Source organism: Klebsiella sp. 1SOBk10mer, assembly GCF_046602535.1.
Lineage (GTDB): Bacteria > Pseudomonadota > Gammaproteobacteria > Enterobacterales > Enterobacteriaceae > Klebsiella > Klebsiella quasipneumoniae.
The window spans coordinates 241,719-259,964 of the sequence record NZ_JBKIUP010000003.1 but is presented as its reverse complement, the minus strand read 5'-3'; the positions used below and the strand labels follow the sequence as shown (position 1 = coordinate 259,964).

Here is an 18,246-nt window from a genome sequence, read left to right as displayed (position 1 = left end):
GGTTGCCATGACGACGTTCCATTCGCTTAAGGTGGCGAGAGTCGAGCCGGAAACCCGCGATGCGGTGACCATCACTTTTGCGATCCCGCAAGCCCTGCAGGCGGAATACTGTTTTCGCCCGGGCCAGCATCTGACGCTAAAAGCCCGTCTGGGCGGTGAAGAGCTGCGCCGCTGTTACTCCATCTGCCGCAGCCGCACGCCGGGAGAGATCAGCGTCGCGGTCAAAGCCATCGACGGCGGGCGCTTCTCGCGCTACGCCCAGCACGATATCCAGCAGGGGATGGAGCTGGAGGTGATGGTGCCGCAGGGGCATTTCGGCTATCAGCCGCAGGCCGAACGGCAGGGCGACTATCTGGCGATTGCCGCCGGCTCCGGGATCACGCCGATGATGGCGATCGTTAGCGCCACCCTGGCCACCGAGCCGTACAGTCGCTTCACGCTGATCTACGGTAACCGCAACAGCCACAGCATGATGTTCCGCCAGGCGCTGGCCGATTTAAAAGACCGCTATCCGCAGCGCCTGCAGGTGATACATCTGTTCAGCCAGGAGTCGATGGACAGCGATCTTTTACAGGGGCGCATTGACGGCGACAAACTGCGCCAGCTCGCTGACCATCTGCTGGATTTCAGCCGTTTCGACGAGGCCTTTATCTGCGGTCCGGCGACGATGATGGACGAGGCGGAAGCAACGTTACGTGAACTTGGCGTAGCGGAGAAATCGATTCATCTCGAACGCTTCAATACGCCGGGCGGCAGCGTTAAGCGCGCCGCCGGGGTGCAGGCGGAGGGACGCACGGTCACCATCCGCCAGGACGGGCGCGATCGGCTGATCGCCCTCAGCGCCGAAGACGACAGCATCCTGGATGCCGCATTGCGTCAGGGGGCAGACCTGCCGTTTGCCTGCAAGGGCGGGGTGTGCGCCACCTGTAAATGCAAAGTGCTGCGCGGCGAAGTGGCGATGGCCGCCAACTATAGCCTCGAAGCGGATGAGCTGGCGGCGGGTTATGTACTGAGCTGCCAGGCGCTGCCTACCAGCGGCGACGTAGTTGTCGACTTTGACGCGCGGGGGATGGCATGAGCGAGCTGCTGATCCACCGCCATGGCCGGGTGCTGCAGCTGACGCTCAACCGTCCGCAGGCCCGCAATGCACTGAACAATGCCTTATTAACCCAGATTGCCGAGGCGCTGGAGGTCGCGGCCGCTGATAACCGCGTCAGCGTCTGCGTCATCAGCGGTAACCCGCGCTTCTTTGCCGCCGGGGCCGACCTGAATGAGATGGCGGAGAAAGATCTCCCGGCGACCCTGGACGATATCCGCCCGCGGCTGTGGGCGCGTATCGATGCCTTCCCCAAACCGCTGATCGCCTCGGTCAACGGCTACGCCCTCGGAGCCGGCTGCGAGCTGGCCCTGCTGTGCGATCTGATTGTCGCCGGGGACAACGCCCGCTTTGGCCTGCCGGAAATTACCCTCGGCATAATGCCGGGCGCTGGCGGCACCCAGCGGCTGATCCGCAGCGTTGGCAAGGCGCTGGCCAGCCGGATGGTGCTGAGCGGCGAGAGTATTGACGCCCGTCAGGCGCAGCAGGCCGGGCTGGTGAGCGATGTCCATCCGGCGGCGTTAACCGATGAGTATTCCCTGCAACTGGCGACCACCATCGCCCGCCATGCGCCGCTGGCGCTGCGGGCGGCGAAACAGTCGCTGCGCCTGTCGCAGGAAGTGAGCCTGCAGGCCGGTCTCCAGCAGGAGCGCCAGCTGTTCAGCCTGCTGAGCGCCACCGAAGACCGCCGCGAAGGCATCGACGCCTTCTTACAAAAACGTAACCCGGACTTTAAAGGACGCTAATCGTGGAAGCTTTCATTCTCAGCGCAGTGGAACAGGGCGTCATGACCATCACTCTCAATCGCCCGGACCGCCTCAACAGTTTTAACGATCGGATGCATCAGCAGCTGGCGGAATGTCTGAAGCAGGCCGAGCGCGACGACGGCGTGCGTTGCCTGCTGATCACCGGCGCCGGCCGCGGATTTTGCGCCGGCCAGGATCTGAATGACCGCAACGTCGACCCCAGTGGGCCGCCGCCGGATCTCGGCCTGTCGGTGGAACGCTTTTACAACCCGTTAGTGCGCCGTCTGGCGGCGCTGCCGAAACCGGTGATTTGCGCGGTCAACGGCGTAGCCGCTGGCGCAGGCGCCACCCTGGCGCTGGGCTGCGATATCGTGCTGGCCGCGCGTTCGGCCAAGTTTGTGATGGCGTTCAGCAAGCTCGGGCTGGTGCCGGACTGCGGCGGCAGCTGGTTCCTGCCGCGGGTGGCTGGCCGCGCGCGCGCGATGGGGCTGGCGCTGCTGGGCGACAGCCTCAGCGCGGAACAGGCCGCGCAGTGGGGGATTATCTGGCAACTGGTGGACGATGCCGAACTGGCGGATACCAGTCTGCAACTGGCGCGCCATCTTGCGGCCCAGCCGACGTTTGGTCTTGGGCTGATTAAAAAGGCGCTGCTGGCGGCGGAAACCAACAGTCTCGACGCGCAGCTGGATCTGGAGCGCGATTATCAGCGCCTCGCCGGGCGCAGCGATGATTACCGCGAAGGGGTCAGCGCGTTTCTGGCCAAACGGCCACCACAGTTCAGCGGGAAATAGATGATGACGACATCCTTAGCCAACGTGGCGGTGATCGGCAGCGGCACCATGGGGGCCGGCATCGCCGAAGTGGCTGCTGCCGCCGGGCACCCGGTACTGATTTACGACATCGATCATCAGGCCATCGTCCGGGCGATCGATGGCATTGCCAGGCGTCTTGTCTCTCGGGTCGAGCGCGGCAAACTGGCGTCAGAGCAGGCCGACGCGCTGCTGGCGCGGCTGCATCCGGCCCACGATTTAGCCGCGCTGGCCGACGCAGATTTAGTGATCGAAGCGGCCTCTGAAAGCCTGGAGGTGAAAGCGGCGCTGTTCGCGCAGCTGGCGGCGATCTGCTCGCCGTCAACATTGCTGACCAGCAACACTTCGTCGATTTCGATTACCGCCATCGCCGCCGGGGTCAAAAACCCGGAGCGGGTGGCCGGGCTGCACTTTTTTAATCCGGCGCCGGTGATGCAGCTGGTGGAGGTTGTCAGCGGCCTGGCGACGTCTGCGGAAGTGGTGGAGCAGCTGTGCCAGTGCGTGAGCGGCTGGGGGAAACGGCCGGTTCGCTGCCGCTCGACGCCCGGCTTTATCGTTAACCGCGTGGCGCGTCCGTTCTATGCTGAAGCCTGGCGGGCGCTGGAGGAGCAGGTGGCCGCCCCGGAGGTTATCGATGCCGCTTTGCGTGACGGCGGCGGTTTTCCGATGGGACCGCTGGCGTTGACTGACCTGATTGGCCAGGACGTCAACTTCGCCGTGACCTGCTCGGTATTTAACGCCTTCTGGCAGGACCGGCGTTACCTGCCATCGCTCCTGCAGCAGGAGCTGGCGCTGGCCGGGCGATTGGGGAAAAAGAGCGGTCACGGCGTCTATCGCTGGCCTGCGGAGACGCAGCCGGAGGTGACGCTGACGCCGGTCGCCACTGGCGCGCAATCCGTGATGACGGTAAGTGACAGTGTCACCGAGCTGGACGAGCTTTTGTTGCTGGAGACCGAAGGCGAAACCGCCCTGGCGCTGAGCGTTAAGCATCGTCGTCCGGTGGTGGTGTATGACCTGTGCGCCAGCGATACGGTGGTGCTGGCCGCCGCGGCGACCAACGCGCCGGCGGCGACGGACAAAGCGGTGCACTATTTCCAGCAGCAGGGCAAGAAAGTGCTGCGCATCGCCGATTATCCCGGCCTGCTGGTGTGGCGCACGGTGGCGATGCTGGTTAACGAAGCGCTGGACGCACTGCAGAAAGGGGTGGCCAGCGCGCAGGATATCGATACCGCCATGTGTCTTGGCGTCAACTACCCGCAGGGCCCGCTGGCGTGGGGGGAAAGCCTCGGCTGGCGCCGCGTGCTGCGCCTGCTGGAGAACCTGCATCACCATTATGGCGAGGAGCGCTATCGCCCCGGTTCCCTGTTGCGCCAGAAGGCGCTAATGGAGAAGCACCATGAGCAATGATCCGTGGCGCAACGCGCGCGCGATGTACGAAAAAGATACCTGCGCCAGAAAGATGGGGATCGAACTTATCGAAATGGACGATGGTTTTGCGCAGATGACCATGACCGTCTCGCCGGACATGCTTAACGGCCATCAAACCTGTCACGGCGGTCAGCTATTTACCCTTGCCGATACCGCTTTCGCCTACGCCTGTAACAGCCAGGGGCTGGCGGCGGTGGCTTCGGCGGCCAGCATTGATTTCCTTCGCCCGGCGTTTGCCGGGGACCGGCTGGTCGCCACCGCCCGAGTCAAACAGCAGGGCAAGCTGACCGGGGTCTACGACATTGAAATTGTTAATCAACAGCAAAAAATTGTGGCCCTGTTTCGCGGCAAATCGCACCGCATCGGCGGCACAATCACAGGAGAAGTCTAATGCGCGAGGCCTTTATTTGTGACGGGATCCGCACGCCGATTGGCCGCTACGGCGGCGCGCTGGCCAGCGTGCGCGCCGACGACCTGGCGGCGATCCCGCTGCGGGCGCTGCTGAGCCGCAACCCCAGGCTTGACCCGACCGCGATCGATGACGTGATTTACGGCTGCGCGAATCAGGCGGGCGAAGATAACCGCAATGTGGCGCATATGGCGACGCTGTTGGCAGGTTTCCCGCATACCGTACCGGGCACCACGATTAACCGTTTATGTGGGTCTGGTCTGGATGCGATCGGCTTTGCCGCCAGAGCGATCAAAGCCGGCGATGCCGATCTGCTGATTGCCGGCGGCGTAGAGTCGATGTCGCGCGCGCCGTTTGTGATGGGGAAGGCCAGCGCGCCGTATCAGCGTCAGGCGGAGCTGTTTGACACCACCATTGGCTGGCGTTTTGTGAACCCGCTCATGGCGCAACACTTCGGAACTGACAGCATGCCGGAAACGGCCGAGAATGTAGCTGAATTGTTAAATATTAGCCGCGCCGATCAGGATGCTTTCGCCTGGCGCAGCCAGCAGCGCACGGCGCAGGCCCAGCGCGATGGCATTCTGGCGCAGGAGATCGTGCCGGTGCAGATTGTCGGACGGAAAGGGGCGGTCAGCGACGTGCGCGAGGACGAGCATCCGCGCCCGGAAACCACGCTTGAGCAGCTGGCGCAACTGAAAGCGCCGTTCCGCCAGGGCGGCGTCATTACCGCGGGCAATGCTTCCGGCGTCAACGATGGCGCCGCGGCGCTGATCGTCGCCAGCGAACAGCAGGCCGCTATCCAGGGGCTCACGCCGCGCGCGCGTATCGTGGCGATGGCGACGGCAGGGGTCGAACCGCGGCTGATGGGGCTGGGGCCGGTACCGGCGGTGCGTAAAGTGCTGGAGCGGGCGGGACTCAATATCCACGATATGGATCTGATTGAGCTGAATGAGGCCTTCGCCGCCCAGGCCCTGGGCGTGCTCAGACAGCTTGGCGTGCCGGACGATGCGGCGCATGTGAATCCCAACGGCGGCGCCATCGCGTTAGGCCATCCGCTGGGCATGAGCGGCGCGCGTCTGGCGCTGAGCGCCAGCCTTGAGCTGCAGCGCCGCGGCGGGCGCTATGCGTTGTGTACGATGTGTATTGGCGTGGGTCAGGGCATCGCCATGATCCTCGAGCGAGTGTGAGCTAATTTACCTGCGAGTACCCTACAATGATAACTACTACAAAATTAGATCCGATTGAAACCGCCTCGCGTGATGAGCTGCAGGCCCTGCAAACCCAACGGCTGAAGTGGACCCTGAATCATGCGTATAACAATGTGCCGATGTATCGTCGCAAATTCGACGCCGCCGGCGTGCACCCTGACGACTTTCGCGAACTGAGCGACCTGACCAAATTCCCGTGCACCACCAAACAGGATCTGCGCGACAACTATCCCTTCGATACCTTCGCGGTGCCGATGGAGCAGGTGGTGCGCATTCACGCCTCTTCCGGGACCACCGGCAAACCGACGGTGGTGGGCTACACGCAGAACGATATTGATAACTGGGCCAATATCGTCGCCCGTTCGCTGCGCGCCGCCGGCGGCACGGCGAAAGATAAAATTCACGTCGCTTACGGCTATGGCCTGTTCACCGGCGGCCTTGGCGCGCACTACGGCGCAGAACGCTTAGGCGCGACGGTGATCCCGATGTCCGGCGGACAGACCGAAAAACAGGCGCAGCTGATCCGTGATTTCAAGCCGGATATGATCATGGTGACGCCGTCCTACTGTCTGAATCTGATTGAAGAGCTGGAGCGCCAGATGGGCGGCGATGCCCGCGGCTGTTCATTACGCGTCGGCGTCTTTGGCGCCGAGCCGTGGACCCTGGCGATGCGCGCGGAGATCGAGCGCCGGCTGGGGATCACCGCTCTGGACATATACGGTCTGTCGGAGGTGATGGGGCCGGGGGTGGCGATGGAGTGTCTGGAGACTGTTGACGGCCCGACCATCTGGGAAGACCACTTCTTCCCGGAAATCGTTAACCCGGACGACGGCACGCCGCTGGCCGATGGCGAACACGGCGAACTGCTGTTCACCACGTTGACCAAAGAGGCGCTGCCGGTGATCCGCTATCGTACCCGCGATCTGACGCGCCTGCTGCCGGGCACCGCCCGCACCATGCGCCGTATGGACCGCATCAGCGGACGCAGCGACGATATGCTGATCATCCGCGGGGTTAACGTCTTCCCGTCGCAGCTGGAAGAGGAGATCCTTAAGTTTGAACATCTGGCGCCGCACTACCAGCTGGAGGTCAATCGCCGCGGCCATCTTGATTCGCTGGCGGTGCGCGTGGAGCTGAAAGAGAGCGGGCTGGCGCTGAGTCACGAGCAGCGCTGCCAGATTTGTCACCAGTTGCGCCACCGCATCAAGTCGATGGTCGGGATCTCCACCGATATCACTATCGTCAACTGCGGCAGCATTCCGCGCTCTGAAGGCAAAGCCTGTCGGGTATTTGATCTGCGTAAAGCGGTGGTCAGCGGTTAAACCTCTCCCCGGTGGCGCTGCGCTGACCGGGGCTACACGGTTAGCCCGGCTGAGGCCTTTACGCCCTCAGCCGGGGAAATTCCTGTGCTATGATTCATAAAGGAAAAATATAACAACAGCATGAATCAGATGAGTAAACTCGACGCCTTTATTCAACAAGCCGTGACGGCGACGCCGATCAGCGGCACGTCATTGATCGCCTCGCTGTATGGCGACGCCTTATTACAACGCGGTGGGGAAGTGTGGCTGGGCAGCGTCGCGGCGCTGCTGGAAGGATTAGGCTTCGGCGAGCGCTTCGTCCGCACCGCGCTGTTTCGCCTCAATAAAGAAGAGTGGCTTGATGTCGTCCGTATCGGCCGCCGCAGCTTCTATCGTCTGAGTGACAAAGGGCTGCGCCTGACCCGTCGTGCGGAACATAAAATTTATCGGGCGAACGCCCCGGAATGGGATGGTACCTGGCTGCTGTTGCTCTCGGAAGGCCTGGAAAAAAATGTGCTGGCCGACGTCAAAAAGCAGCTGCTGTGGCAGGGATTTGGCGCGCTGGCCCCGAGCCTGTTAGCCTCGCCGTCGCAAAAGCTGGCGGATGTCCAGTCGCTGCTCCACGAAGCAGGCGTCGCCGAAAACGTCATCTGTTTTGAAGCCCACTCGCCGCTGGCGCTCTCCCGGGCGGCGCTGCGCAGCCGGGTAGAGGAGTGCTGGCATCTCACCGAACAAAACGAGATGTATGAATCGTTCATCTCGCTATTCCGGCCGATACTGCCGCTGCTCCGTGACTGCGACCCCGCGGAGTTAACGCCGGAGCGCAGCTTTCAGATCCAGCTCCTGCTGATTCATTTCTATCGCCGGGTGGTGCTCAAAGATCCGCTGCTGCCGGAAGAGCTGCTGCCGGCGCACTGGGCGGGGCAAACCGCCCGCCAGCTGTGTATCAATATTTACCAACGGGTGAGTCCCGGCGCGCTGGCGTTCGTCAGCGAGAAAGGTGAAAGCTCGGTCGGCGAGCTTCCCGCGCCGGGCCCGCTCTATTATCAGCGCTTTGGCGGTTTGCCGGGCGCATAAGGAGGTTGCATGCCGATTTATCAGATTGATGGACTGACCCCGGTGGTGCCGGAGGAGAGTTACGTCCACCCGACCGCGGTGTTGATTGGCGACGTGATCCTCGGCAAAGGGGTCTATGTTGGGCCCAACGCCAGCCTGCGCGGCGATTTTGGCCGCATCGTGGTCAAAGACGGGGCCAATATACAGGACAACTGCGTGATGCACGGCTTCCCAGGCCAGGATACGGTGGTGGAAGAGGAGGGCCATATCGGCCACGGCGCTATTCTGCACGGCTGCGTAATTGGCCGCAATGCGCTGGTGGGGATGAGCGCGGTGATTATCGACGGGGCGACTATCGGCGAAAACAGCATTGTCGGCGCCTCGGCCTTCGTCAAAGCCAACGCCGAGATGCCCGCCAACCATCTGATTATCGGAGGCCCGGCAAAAGCGATTCGCGTCCTGAGCGAACAGGAGCTGGCGTGGAAAAAGCACGGTACCCGTGAATACCAGGCGCTGGTGGAACGCTGTAAGCAGACGCTCCACCAGGTTGAGCCATTACGGGAAGTGGAGGACGGGCGTAAGCGGCTGGAGTTTGATGAAAACCTGCGGCCAAAATCCTCCACCTGAGGGGTAAATATAATGGCAGAGAAATTATCCGCTCACTGTCACTGCGGTGCGGTGGCCTTTACCGTTGAGCTCAGCGACGGCTTCAACACCGTTCGGCGCTGTAACTGTTCATATTGTCGAATGCGTGGGGCGGTCGCGGTCTCTTCGCCGCGTTCAGGAATCGATGTGGTACGCGGCAGGGATAAGCTCACAGAGTATCGCTTTAATACAGGGGAAGCCGTGCACTTTTTCTGCTCGGTATGCGGGATCTACACCTTTCATCAACGGCGATCAAACCCACAGCAGTATGGGGTGAATGTGGCCTGCATTGACGGCGTTTCACCTTTCGATTTTCCTTGCGTGGAAGTCAACGACGGCGTGAATCATCCAAAAGATGGCGGCGGAGGCGTGGTGGGGTATTTGCGCTACGAGAAAAAACAAAAAAAATCTCCTCCCGCAGGAAGCGAGAGGAGTTAACTATTAGGCTGCAACCACGCTGTCGATGGCCGCTTTCGCGTCAGACTGCGCTTTGGCCGCGACTTCCGGGCCGTAAGCGATACCTTCGGCGAACACGAAGTTCACGTCGGTGATGCCGATGAAGCCGAGGAAGGTGGACAGGTACGGGGTGACCAGGTCGGTCGGGGTATCTTTATGGATACCGCCGCGGCTGGTCACAACGACCGCGCGTTTACCGGTCACCAGACCTTCCGGCCCTTTTTCGGTGTAGCGGAAGGTAACGCCGGCGCGAGCCACCAGGTCGAAATAGTTTTTCAACTGCGTCGGGATGTTGAAGTTGTACATCGGCGCAGCGATAACAATCACATCGTTGCCTTTCAGTTCAGCGATCAGCTCGTCGGAAAGGGCCAGCGCTTCCTGCTGACGCGGAGTCAGCGGCGCGTCGCTCGGACGCAGGGCGCCAACCAGTTCACCATCCAGAACCGGGATCGGATTAGCGGCCAGGTCACGCACGGTGATCTCGTCGCCCGGGTGTTTTTCCTGCCATTGTTCAACAAAATAGTCGGAAAGCTGACCAGATTGTGAGTACCCTGCCAGAATACTGGATTTCAGAACTAATACTTTGCTCATGGGTGTTTCCTTTTTTAATGTGATTGACGGGTCAGTGCCCTGGTGCTTGATGACACTGTATTCACAATCGCGCCACAGAGATAGCGCAATATATCGAATCCTATGTTCAGATTTTTTGAACAAGGCATGAGTGGCGCAGATGTGGTACTCTAAGGCAATACTTCAAAAGAGATTTTCCCGGCAGAGCTCTGCCCGATAACGCTATGACAGAACAACAAAAAATCACCTTCCCCCAGCTTTATCAACAGCTCGACGGCCTGATGCTGCGCGACAAAACGCGCTTTGCCCGCCGTCTGCACGGCGTGAAGAAGGTTAAAAATCCTGAATCGCAACAGGCCATCCTTCAGGAGATGGCGCAGGAGATAAGCCAGGCAGCCAGTAAAGTCCTGCTGCGCGAAGCGGCGCGTCCGGCCATCACCTATCCGGAAAATCTGCCGGTTAGCCAGAAAAAACAAGAAATTCTCGAGGCGGTACGCGATCACCAGGTGGTGATTGTCGCCGGGGAGACCGGTTCGGGTAAAACCACCCAGCTGCCAAAAATCTGCATGCAGCTGGGCCGCGGGCTGAAAGGGCTAATCGGCCATACCCAGCCGCGCCGTCTGGCCGCGCGAACCGTGGCCAACCGTATCGCCGAGGAGCTGCAAACGGAGCCGGGCGGCTGTATCGGCTATAAGGTCCGCTTTAGCGATCACGTCAGCGACAACACCATGGTCAAGCTGATGACCGACGGTATTCTGCTGGCGGAGATCCAGCAGGATCGCCTGCTGATGCAGTACGACACCATCATTATCGATGAAGCGCACGAGCGCAGCCTGAACATTGACTTCCTGCTCGGCTATCTGAAAGAGCTGCTGCCGCGCCGTCCTGACCTGAAAATTATCATCACCTCGGCGACCATCGACCCGGAACGTTTCTCAAAGCATTTCAATAATGCGCCGATTATCGAAGTCTCCGGGCGGACTTACCCGGTGGAAGTGCGCTATCGGCCGATAGTGGAAGAGGCGGACGATACCGAGCGCGATCAGCTGCAGGCGATCTTTGATGCCGTCGATGAGCTCGGGCGCGAAGGGCCCGGCGATATTCTGATCTTTATGAGCGGCGAGCGGGAGATTCGCGATACCGCCGATGCGCTGAATAAGCTGGATCTGCGCCATACCGAAGTGCTGCCGCTGTACGCTCGCTTGTCCAACAGCGAGCAGAACCGCGTCTTCCAGCCGCACAGTGGACGACGCATCGTGCTGGCGACCAACGTGGCGGAAACCTCGCTGACCGTACCGGGCATTAAGTACGTTATCGATCCCGGTACCGCCCGTATCAGCCGCTACAGCTACCGCACCAAGGTGCAGCGCCTGCCGATCGAGCCAGTTTCCCAGGCGTCCGCCAACCAGCGAAAAGGCCGCTGCGGTCGCGTCTCGGAAGGGATCTGTATTCGTCTTTATTCAGAAGACGATTTCCTGTCGCGACCGGAATTTACCGATCCGGAAATTCTGCGCACCAACCTGGCGTCGGTCATCCTGCAGATGACCGCCCTGGGCTTAGGCGATATCGCCGCCTTCCCGTTCGTTGAAGCGCCGGATAAGCGCAACATTCAGGACGGCGTGCGCCTGCTGGAAGAGCTGGGCGCCATCACCACCGATGAGCAGGCCACCGCCTACAAGCTGACCCCGATGGGCCGTCAGCTTAGCCAGTTGCCGGTAGACCCGCGTCTGGCGCGGATGGTGCTGGAGGCGCAGAAGCACGGCTGCGTGCGAGAAGCGATGATCATCACCTCCGCGCTGTCGATTCAGGATCCGCGCGAGCGGCCGATGGACAAACAGCAGGCCTCTGACGAAAAACACCGCCGCTTTCACGATAAAGAGTCTGACTTCCTTGCCTTTGTGAACCTGTGGAACTATCTCGGCGAACAGCAGAAAGCCCTGTCGTCGAATCAGTTCCGCCGTCAGTGCCGGGTCGATTTTCTGAACTATCTGCGCGTGCGCGAGTGGCAGGATATCTATACCCAGCTGCGCCAGGTGGTGAAGGAGCTTGGCCTGCCGATCAACAGCGAGCCAGCGGAATATCGCGAGATCCATACCGCGCTGCTGACCGGTCTGCTGTCGCACATCGGCATGAAGGATGCCGATAAACAGGAGTTTACCGGGGCGCGCAACGCCCGCTTTTCCATTTTCCCGGGGTCCGGTCTGTTTAAAAAGCCGCCGAAGTGGACGATGGTGGCGGAACTGGTGGAGACCAGCCGGCTGTGGGGCCGCATTGCCGCCCGCATTGAGCCGGAGTGGGTGGAGCCGGTAGCGCAGCACCTGATCAAACGCTCATACAGCGAGCCGCACTGGGAGCGGGCGCAGGGCGCGGTGATGGCGACGGAAAAGGTCACCGTCTACGGCCTGCCGATCGTGGGCGCGCGTAAGGTCAACTACAGCCAGATCGATCCGGCGCTGTGCCGCGAGCTGTTTATCCGCCACGCGCTGGTGGAGGGCGACTGGCAAACGCGCCACGCCTTCTTCCGGGAGAACCTGAAGCTGCGGGCGGAAATCGAAGAGCTGGAGCATAAGTCGCGCCGCCGCGACATTCTGGTGGACGACGAGACCCTGTTCGAATTCTACGACCAGCGCATCAGCCACGACGTCATCTCCGCCCGCCACTTCGACAGCTGGTGGAAGCAGGCCAGCAAAGAGACGCCGGATCTGCTCAACTTTGAGAAGAGCATGCTGATTAAGGAAGGGGCGGAGCAGGTTAGCAAGCTGGACTATCCGAACTTCTGGCATCAGGGCAACCTTAAGCTGCGGCTTAGCTATCAGTTTGAGCCGGGCGCCGACGCCGACGGCGTGACGGTGCATATTCCGCTGCCGCTGCTGAACCAGGTGGAGGAGGCCGGGTTTGAATGGCAGATCCCCGGCCTGCGTCGCGAGCTGATTATCGCGCTGATAAAATCGCTGCCGAAGCCGGTGCGGCGCAATTTTGTCCCGGCTCCCAACTATGCGGAAGCGTTTCTTGGCCGGGCGACGCCGCTTGAGCTGCCGTTGCTCGATTCCCTGGAGCGCGAGCTGCGTAAGATGACCGGCGTGACCATCGACCGCGAAGCCTGGCAGTGGGATCAGGTGCCCGATCACCTGAAAATCACTTTCCGGGTGGTGGATGATAAAAACAAGAAGCTGCAGGAAGGGCGCTCGCTGCAGGCGCTGAAAGAGGCGCTGAAGGGCAAAGTTCAGGAGACGCTGTCGGCGGTCGCTGATGATGGCATCGAGCAGAGCGGGCTGCATATCTGGAGCTTTGGCACCCTGGCGGAAAGCTATGAACAGAAGCGCGGCAACTATAAGGTGAAAGCCTGGCCGGCGCTGGTGGACGAGCGCGACAGCGTGGCCATCAAGCTGTTTGATAATCCACAGGAACAGCAGCAGGCCATGTGGCGCGGTCTGCGTCGCCTGCTGCTGCTTAACATTCCGTCGCCCATTAAGTATCTGCACGAGAAACTGCCGAACAAAGCCAAGCTCGGGCTCTATTTCAACCCGTACGGCAAAGTGCTGGATCTGATTGACGACTGTATCTCCTGCGGCGTTGATAAGCTTATCGACGAGGCGGGCGGTCCGGTATGGACGGAAGAGGGCTTCAACCAGCTGCACGATAAAGTTCGCGCCGAGCTCAACGAGACGGTGGTAGAGATCGCCAAACAGGTCGAGCAGATCCTCACTGCGGTGTTCAATATCAACAAACGGCTGAAAGGCCGGGTGGATATGACCATGGCGCTGGGGCTGTCGGACATCAAAGCGCAGATGGCGGGGCTGGTTTACCGCGGCTTTGTCACCGGCAACGGCTTCCGTCGTCTTGGCGATACGCTGCGCTACCTACAGGCGATTGAAAAGCGCCTGGAGAAGATGGCTATCGATCCGCACCGCGACCGCGCGCAGATGCTGAAAATTGAGAGCGTGCAGCAGGCGTGGCAGCAGTGGCTGAATAAGCTACCGCCGAACCGCCGTGAGGACGACGATGTCCGGGAGATCCGCTGGATGATCGAGGAGCTGCGGGTGAGCTTCTTCGCCCAGCAGCTGGGGACCCCGTACCCCATCTCGGACAAACGTGTCCTGCAGGCGATGGAGCAGGTGACGCCGTAATCCCACCCTTTCCCCTGCCCGGCGGCGCAGTGCTTGCCGGGCAGGGGAAACCCGGGAGCGGTCGCGAAGCCGTACGCCGTACCCGGTTATCTCCCCGCCCTGATGCTTCCCCGCCGAATGAAAAATGAACGGAATCTGAAAATCGACCTGCCGGCTTGGGTCATCGGCAGTCTCCGCGTATTTTTAGCCTTGTTTCGCAGGAAAACCAGAACACGGAGTCTATTTTTACCCTTCTTGATATGGACAAATTCCTCATGCTGGCGCTGGCTATCCTTGTGATGCCCGCGTGTAAACCCTTCGTTGACGCTTCCTCCTGCGATGAAACACAGCGGGCGATCAACGATGCGAACTTTTTTATTTTGACCTCCCTTCCGCCGCTGAACGGCGAAGTGCAGAGCGTGCAAATCGTCGGCAGCCAGAATAACGAATATGGCGCCCTTCGTTTCGCGCGATGCCGCCGGCTGGCAAGCTATGAGCGGGCAAAAACCCTTAACACCGCACATGGCTCAACGATCGTCAGAGATAATGTTCGCTGGCGAAATGATAAAGGATGGATGCGGGAATATATCCGGCAGACCCGGAGCGCGACGGGAAATATCAGCAAGATGGTGATGCGCGAACAGTTTTATACCGATTCTCTCGGGCGGATTGTGCGCGCCGAAAATGTGTCCGCGACGCAGCAACCGCCCAAAGTCCTGCATACGACCACCTATCAGTATGACGACCGGCACCGCCTGGTCCGTAAAACGGTCAACGGCGGTATGATGGTCATGCTTGCTGTCGATTACCGCTATACGGATGGGCGCCTTAGCCGCATGGCTGACTCGGACTCCACCTCGACGCTGCGTTGGGATGAAAAAGGGCGCTGGATATCCCGGGAAACGACCTCAACGTATAATGGACCACGCCAGGCCCGTTGTTTAGGGTGGGATCCCGAGGGGAACTGTACTGCGGAGTATGGCGAGCAGCCTGCTGCAGGGGCAATGAAAGATCAGTCTCTGCACTACCAGTATACCTATTATCCTCGATGATCCTCCGCGGCAGAAAGCCCCGCGGGCCCGGCAGCATAGGTTCATGCAGGCTGGTGCTGCCGGGCAGGAGAGCGGGGTTTCTCCCTCTCTCTGGGGGAGAGGGCCGGGGTGAGGGCATCAGGCCGCCCGGATCTCAGCCATTCACCAGCGCCAGCGTAAAGCCATCCCATCCCTTAATGCCCACCGTCTGCAGCGCGGTGGCGGTGAGCCGCGGGTTATCGCCGATCATCTCGATAAACCGACGCACGCCCTGCACACGCGCGTCATCGCTTTGCCCATTAATCACCTCGCCATCGCGCACCACGTTATCGCCCACGATCAGCGTCCCGGGGCGGGAATAGTGCAGCGCCCACTCCAGATAGTGAGGATTATTATGTTTATCGGCATCAATAAAGATCAGGTCGAATGGCGGCGTGTTCGCCAAATTTTCCAGCGTGTTCAGCGCGGGTCCTTCAATAAGCTCAATGCGCTCGTTTAGCCCGGCGAGGCGGATATTCTGGCGCGCCACCCCCGCATGCGTCGGGTCGGCCTCGAGGGTAATCAGCTTTCCGTCGGCGGGCAGCGCACGCGCCATCCAGATGGCGCTATAGGCGCCGAGCGTGCCAATTTCAAGGATCCGCCGCGCCTGGGTCATGCGCACCAACAGCGCCAGAAATTGCCCCTGATTGGCCGCAACATCATGTTCAGGTAGCCCGGCGCGTTTGTTGTTTTCCAGAACCTGTCTCAGCACGTCATCATCAGGAATAAGCGAAGAAATCATGTAATTATCGACAGCAGACCACTGTTGTTGCATAGATTAACTCCCTGGTGGTAGTAGTGGACGGGTGGCGCAACGCTATCCCGGCCTGAATACTGGCTTCCGCGCTCTGGACGGTGGCGGACCGACGCGAGCAGGCTTTTCACGCGTTCATCCAGCCGCCTCCCAGCGCCCGGTACAGATCGATCTGCGCCAACAGCAGGTTATTCTTCACCTGGACCACGCTAAGCTGGGTGGAGAACAGCGTTCGCTGGGCATCAAGCACATCCAGATACGAAGAGTAGCCGTTACGGTAGCGATTCTGCGCAATGCGCAATGTTTCCTCCGCTACCGCCACCTGTCCCTGCAGCTCGGTCAACTGTTCGCCATAGCGGCTAATGGCGTCAAGGCTGTCATTGACCTCTTCGAACGCGCCGCGCACCGTTTTCTCATAGCTGTACAGCGCCTGATTGCGCTGGGCCATGGAGACATCCACCTGGGCGTTTAACGCCTGACGGTTAAGCAGCGGCGCCAGGATGCTACCGCCAATGCTCCACAGTCGCAGCGGATCGTCGAGCAGATCCGGCAGCGTCCGGTCCTGCAGGCTGCCGGTGGCGGTCAGGTTGATAGACGGCAGCAGCTGCGCCTGCGACGAGGCCAGGGTGGCATCGGCGGCTACCAGCTGACGCTGGGCCTGTACGATATCCGGGCGGCGATTGAGTAGGGTGGACGGCAACTGCGAGGGCAGACGCAGCGGGGTGAGCCCGGCGAATTCGCCACGTTTGACCGCGCCGGGGTTATCCCCCAGCAGCACGCTGAGGGCGTTTTCCTGCTGCGCAATCTGGTGCTGCAGCGGCGGGATCTGCGCCCGCGTTGAGCGCAGCTCCGAATCCGCCTGCATCAGCTCAAGGCGCGAGGTATACCCGGTTTCAAACTGACGTTTGGCCAGCCGCCAGGCGTCTTCCCGTGATTGGAGCGTCTGCTGCGTGACCCGCAGCTGCTCATCCAGCGACAGCAGCGTCACGTAGCCCACGGCCACCGAGGCGGCGACGCTCAAATTGGCCGCGGCGGCAGCGGCTTTCTGCGCCTCGAGGCTGGCCCCGGCGGCGCTGGCCGCGCTGCGGTTCGCGCCCCAGATATCGACATCATAGCTGGCGGTCAGGCCGCCTTTGTACAGCGTGCTGTGGATCGGCAGGCCGGTGGCGGCGGACTGCGCGCGGGCGCGGGTGCCGGTCAGGCTGGCATCCAGCGAGGGAAAAAGGCTGCTGTCGGCGGCATACGCCCGCGCCTGATACTCATTGACCCGCTCGCGGGCGATCAGCACATCGCTGTTATAGCGCAGCGCCCGGTCGACATACAGATTCAGCGCACTGTCATGAAAATTGCGCCACCATACGCCTTCCACCGGGCTGGCAGGGCCAACGTCGGCCCGCCAGGCGGCAGGGATGGTCAGGGTCGGCTGCGCGCGCTGGACATCGGCGGACTGACAGCCGACCAGCGCCAGGATGATGACAAGGGTGACCGGGCGGATCATGGCTGCTTCTCCGCGCGGGTATCAATGGTCACCTGCACCGACATGCCGGGGCGCAGGCGCTCGCTGTTGCGCTGCCCCTCGTTAACCGTGATGCGCACCGGGATGCGCTGGGCGATCTTGACGAAGTTGCCGGTAGCGTTGTCCGGCGAAATAGCGCTGAACTCCACCCCGGTCGCCGGGGAGATACTCTGCACCTTGCCGTGGAAGGTCTCGCCGTTGAGCGCGTCAACGGTGAAGGTAACCGGCTGGCCGATACGCACATCGGCCAGCTGGGTCTCTTTCAGGTTGGCGATCACCCAGTGCTGCGGCGGGACCAGCGAAGTCAGATGGGTTCCGGCGCTGACGTAAGCGCCAAGACGCACCGAAATCTGCCCCAGCTGGCCGCCGGTGGGGGCGATGATCTGCGTATTCTGCAGGTCAATCTGCGCCAGTTCAAGGGCGGCTTTGGCGCTGGCCACGTCGGCCTCCAGCGAATCGCGATTGACGATGGTCGATTCGAGGTCCTGGCGCGACATCTCCAGTGCCGCTTTCGCCTGTTCAATATCCGCTGCCCCCTGGGCGGCGCTGGCGCGGGCGGAATCACGCTCGCGGATCGACAGCGAGCCATCGGCGGTCAGTTCCTGCACCCTTTTTAAATCGGCCTGGATTTTCAGATTCTGCGCGCGGGCGTTTTGCAGCGCGGCTTCGTTTTTGGCGATCGTCGCCTCGGCGCTTTTGCGCTGCTGCAGGTTGTTGCGCAGCGCCGCCTCCTTCATCGCCAGGGTGGCCTGGGCCTGGTGCACCCGCTGCTTATAGATGCGATCGTCTATCTGGAACAGTACCTCGCCCGGCTGAACGATGGCGAAATCCTTGACGTTGACGGCAGTGATGTAGCCGTTGACCTGTGGGCTGATAAAGGTGGTCTGCCCGCGCACGTAGGCGTTGTCGGTAAACTGGCTATGCCGGGTGAACGGCGGTAGCTGCCAGGCATAGAGGATCACCAGTACGCCGACGAGGCCTATCGCCGCGGCGGTAAAAATGGAGACCACGCGAATGTTGTTTCGGGTATTGGCCTGTTGTTTGGCCGCATCCTGCTGACTCATAACGACTCCAGA

The 18,246-nt window shown here is 61.2% G+C and carries 16 protein-coding genes; 12 read left to right on the top strand and 4 right to left on the bottom strand.

The genetic code is table 11. The annotated features are described in order from the left end of the window. Positions 1-7 precede the first annotated feature (7 nt). The 10 genes from paaE to ACLH1I_RS11125 all read left to right on the top strand — a co-directional run bounded on the left by paaE (position 8) and on the right by ACLH1I_RS11125 (position 9,136). Positions 8-1,078, top strand: a complete 1,071-nt coding sequence (gene paaE, locus ACLH1I_RS11170) for a 1,2-phenylacetyl-CoA epoxidase subunit PaaE (RefSeq protein ID WP_048324005.1) — start codon at positions 8-10, stop codon at positions 1,076-1,078. After that, entirely contained in the window at positions 1,075-1,842 is a 768-nt protein-coding gene (gene paaF / locus ACLH1I_RS11165) for a 2,3-dehydroadipyl-CoA hydratase PaaF (RefSeq protein ID WP_198079767.1), read from the top strand. Before paaE ends, paaF begins: the two co-directional genes overlap by 4 nt. A 2-nt stretch (positions 1,843-1,844) precedes the next feature. Further along, positions 1,845-2,633, top strand: coding sequence for a 2-(1,2-epoxy-1,2-dihydrophenyl)acetyl-CoA isomerase PaaG (gene paaG / locus ACLH1I_RS11160; RefSeq protein WP_004204040.1), 789 nt, complete (start codon positions 1,845-1,847; stop codon positions 2,631-2,633). Further along, positions 2,634-4,058 carry a 3-hydroxyacyl-CoA dehydrogenase PaaH gene (paaH, locus tag ACLH1I_RS11155; RefSeq protein WP_192796510.1) on the top strand — a complete coding sequence of 475 codons (1,425 nt, stop codon included), beginning with the start codon at positions 2,634-2,636 and terminating at the stop codon, positions 4,056-4,058. Beyond that, positions 4,048-4,470, top strand: coding sequence for a hydroxyphenylacetyl-CoA thioesterase PaaI (paaI, locus tag ACLH1I_RS11150; RefSeq protein WP_048294676.1), 423 nt, complete (start codon positions 4,048-4,050; stop codon positions 4,468-4,470). The genes paaH and paaI overlap by 11 nt, the downstream gene beginning before the upstream one ends. Then, positions 4,470-5,675, top strand: a complete 1,206-nt coding sequence (pcaF, locus tag ACLH1I_RS11145) for a 3-oxoadipyl-CoA thiolase (protein WP_017898728.1) — start codon at positions 4,470-4,472, stop codon at positions 5,673-5,675. The genes paaI and pcaF overlap by 1 nt, the downstream gene beginning before the upstream one ends. A 26-nt stretch (positions 5,676-5,701) precedes the next feature. Then, positions 5,702-7,018 carry a phenylacetate--CoA ligase PaaK gene (gene paaK / locus ACLH1I_RS11140; protein ID WP_023318113.1) on the top strand — a complete coding sequence of 439 codons (1,317 nt, stop codon included), beginning with the start codon at positions 5,702-5,704 and terminating at the stop codon, positions 7,016-7,018. Between the two features lie 129 nt (positions 7,019-7,147). Further along, positions 7,148-8,074: a phenylacetic acid degradation operon negative regulatory protein PaaX gene (paaX, locus tag ACLH1I_RS11135; RefSeq protein WP_025999095.1), complete on the top strand. Its 927-nt coding sequence runs from the start codon at positions 7,148-7,150 to the stop codon at positions 8,072-8,074. Between the two features lie 9 nt (positions 8,075-8,083). Next, positions 8,084-8,680 carry a phenylacetic acid degradation protein PaaY gene (gene paaY, locus ACLH1I_RS11130; RefSeq protein WP_198079765.1) on the top strand — a complete coding sequence of 199 codons (597 nt, stop codon included), beginning with the start codon at positions 8,084-8,086 and terminating at the stop codon, positions 8,678-8,680. A 9-nt stretch (positions 8,681-8,689) separates the two neighbouring features. Then, positions 8,690-9,136 carry a GFA family protein gene (locus tag ACLH1I_RS11125; protein WP_086424422.1) on the top strand — a complete coding sequence of 149 codons (447 nt, stop codon included), beginning with the start codon at positions 8,690-8,692 and terminating at the stop codon, positions 9,134-9,136. 3 nt (positions 9,137-9,139) lie between these two features. On the opposite strand, the gene azoR is transcribed toward ACLH1I_RS11125, so the two are convergent. Further along, positions 9,140-9,745 (bottom strand): FMN-dependent NADH-azoreductase, encoded by a 606-nt coding sequence (gene azoR, locus ACLH1I_RS11120; RefSeq protein WP_002902889.1) that lies wholly within the window; start codon positions 9,743-9,745, stop codon positions 9,140-9,142. Between the two features lie 203 nt (positions 9,746-9,948). Here azoR and hrpA point away from each other — a divergent pair, with 203 nt between their 5' ends. Further along, positions 9,949-13,851 carry an ATP-dependent RNA helicase HrpA gene (gene hrpA, locus ACLH1I_RS11115; RefSeq protein WP_198079763.1) on the top strand — a complete coding sequence of 1,301 codons (3,903 nt, stop codon included), beginning with the start codon at positions 9,949-9,951 and terminating at the stop codon, positions 13,849-13,851. Positions 13,852-14,006: 155 nt separating this feature from the next. Beyond that, entirely contained in the window at positions 14,007-14,882 is an 876-nt protein-coding gene (locus ACLH1I_RS11110; RefSeq protein ID WP_225983747.1) for a hypothetical protein, read from the top strand. Between the two features lie 133 nt (positions 14,883-15,015). Here ACLH1I_RS11110 and ACLH1I_RS11105 read toward each other — a convergent pair whose 3' ends face one another. The 3 genes from ACLH1I_RS11105 to ACLH1I_RS11095 form a co-directional block, all read right to left on the bottom strand. After that, positions 15,016-15,675 (bottom strand): O-methyltransferase, encoded by a 660-nt coding sequence (locus tag ACLH1I_RS11105; RefSeq protein WP_198079761.1) that lies wholly within the window; start codon positions 15,673-15,675, stop codon positions 15,016-15,018. A 106-nt stretch (positions 15,676-15,781) separates the two neighbouring features. Then, on the bottom strand, positions 15,782-17,152 hold the full coding sequence (locus tag ACLH1I_RS11100) for an efflux transporter outer membrane subunit (protein WP_048324017.1): 1,371 nt from the start codon (positions 17,150-17,152) through the stop codon (positions 15,782-15,784). Then, a complete protein-coding gene (locus ACLH1I_RS11095) occupies positions 17,149-18,234 on the bottom strand; it encodes an HlyD family secretion protein (RefSeq protein WP_004204059.1) in 1,086 nt (361 codons plus the stop codon). The genes ACLH1I_RS11100 and ACLH1I_RS11095 overlap by 4 nt, the downstream gene beginning before the upstream one ends. Between the last annotated feature and the right edge of the window lie 12 nt (positions 18,235-18,246).

Coding starts and splice junctions, on each gene's coding strand:
- paaE (WP_048324005.1), top strand. CDS start 8: ATGACGACGTTCCATTCGCTTAAGGTGGCGAGAGTCGAGCCGGAAACC.
- paaF (WP_198079767.1), top strand. CDS start 1,075: ATGAGCGAGCTGCTGATCCACCGCCATGGCCGGGTGCTGCAGCTGACG.
- paaH (WP_192796510.1), top strand. CDS start 2,634: ATGATGACGACATCCTTAGCCAACGTGGCGGTGATCGGCAGCGGCACC.
- paaI (WP_048294676.1), top strand. CDS start 4,048: ATGAGCAATGATCCGTGGCGCAACGCGCGCGCGATGTACGAAAAAGAT.
- pcaF (WP_017898728.1), top strand. CDS start 4,470: ATGCGCGAGGCCTTTATTTGTGACGGGATCCGCACGCCGATTGGCCGC.
- paaK (WP_023318113.1), top strand. CDS start 5,702: ATGATAACTACTACAAAATTAGATCCGATTGAAACCGCCTCGCGTGAT.
- paaX (WP_025999095.1), top strand. CDS start 7,148: ATGAGTAAACTCGACGCCTTTATTCAACAAGCCGTGACGGCGACGCCG.
- paaY (WP_198079765.1), top strand. CDS start 8,084: ATGCCGATTTATCAGATTGATGGACTGACCCCGGTGGTGCCGGAGGAG.
- azoR (WP_002902889.1), bottom strand. CDS start 9,745: ATGAGCAAAGTATTAGTTCTGAAATCCAGTATTCTGGCAGGGTACTCA.
- hrpA (WP_198079763.1), top strand. CDS start 9,949: ATGACAGAACAACAAAAAATCACCTTCCCCCAGCTTTATCAACAGCTC.
- ACLH1I_RS11105 (WP_198079761.1), bottom strand. CDS start 15,675: ATGCAACAACAGTGGTCTGCTGTCGATAATTACATGATTTCTTCGCTT.
- ACLH1I_RS11100 (WP_048324017.1), bottom strand. CDS start 17,152: ATGATCCGCCCGGTCACCCTTGTCATCATCCTGGCGCTGGTCGGCTGT.
- ACLH1I_RS11095 (WP_004204059.1), bottom strand. CDS start 18,234: ATGAGTCAGCAGGATGCGGCCAAACAACAGGCCAATACCCGAAACAAC.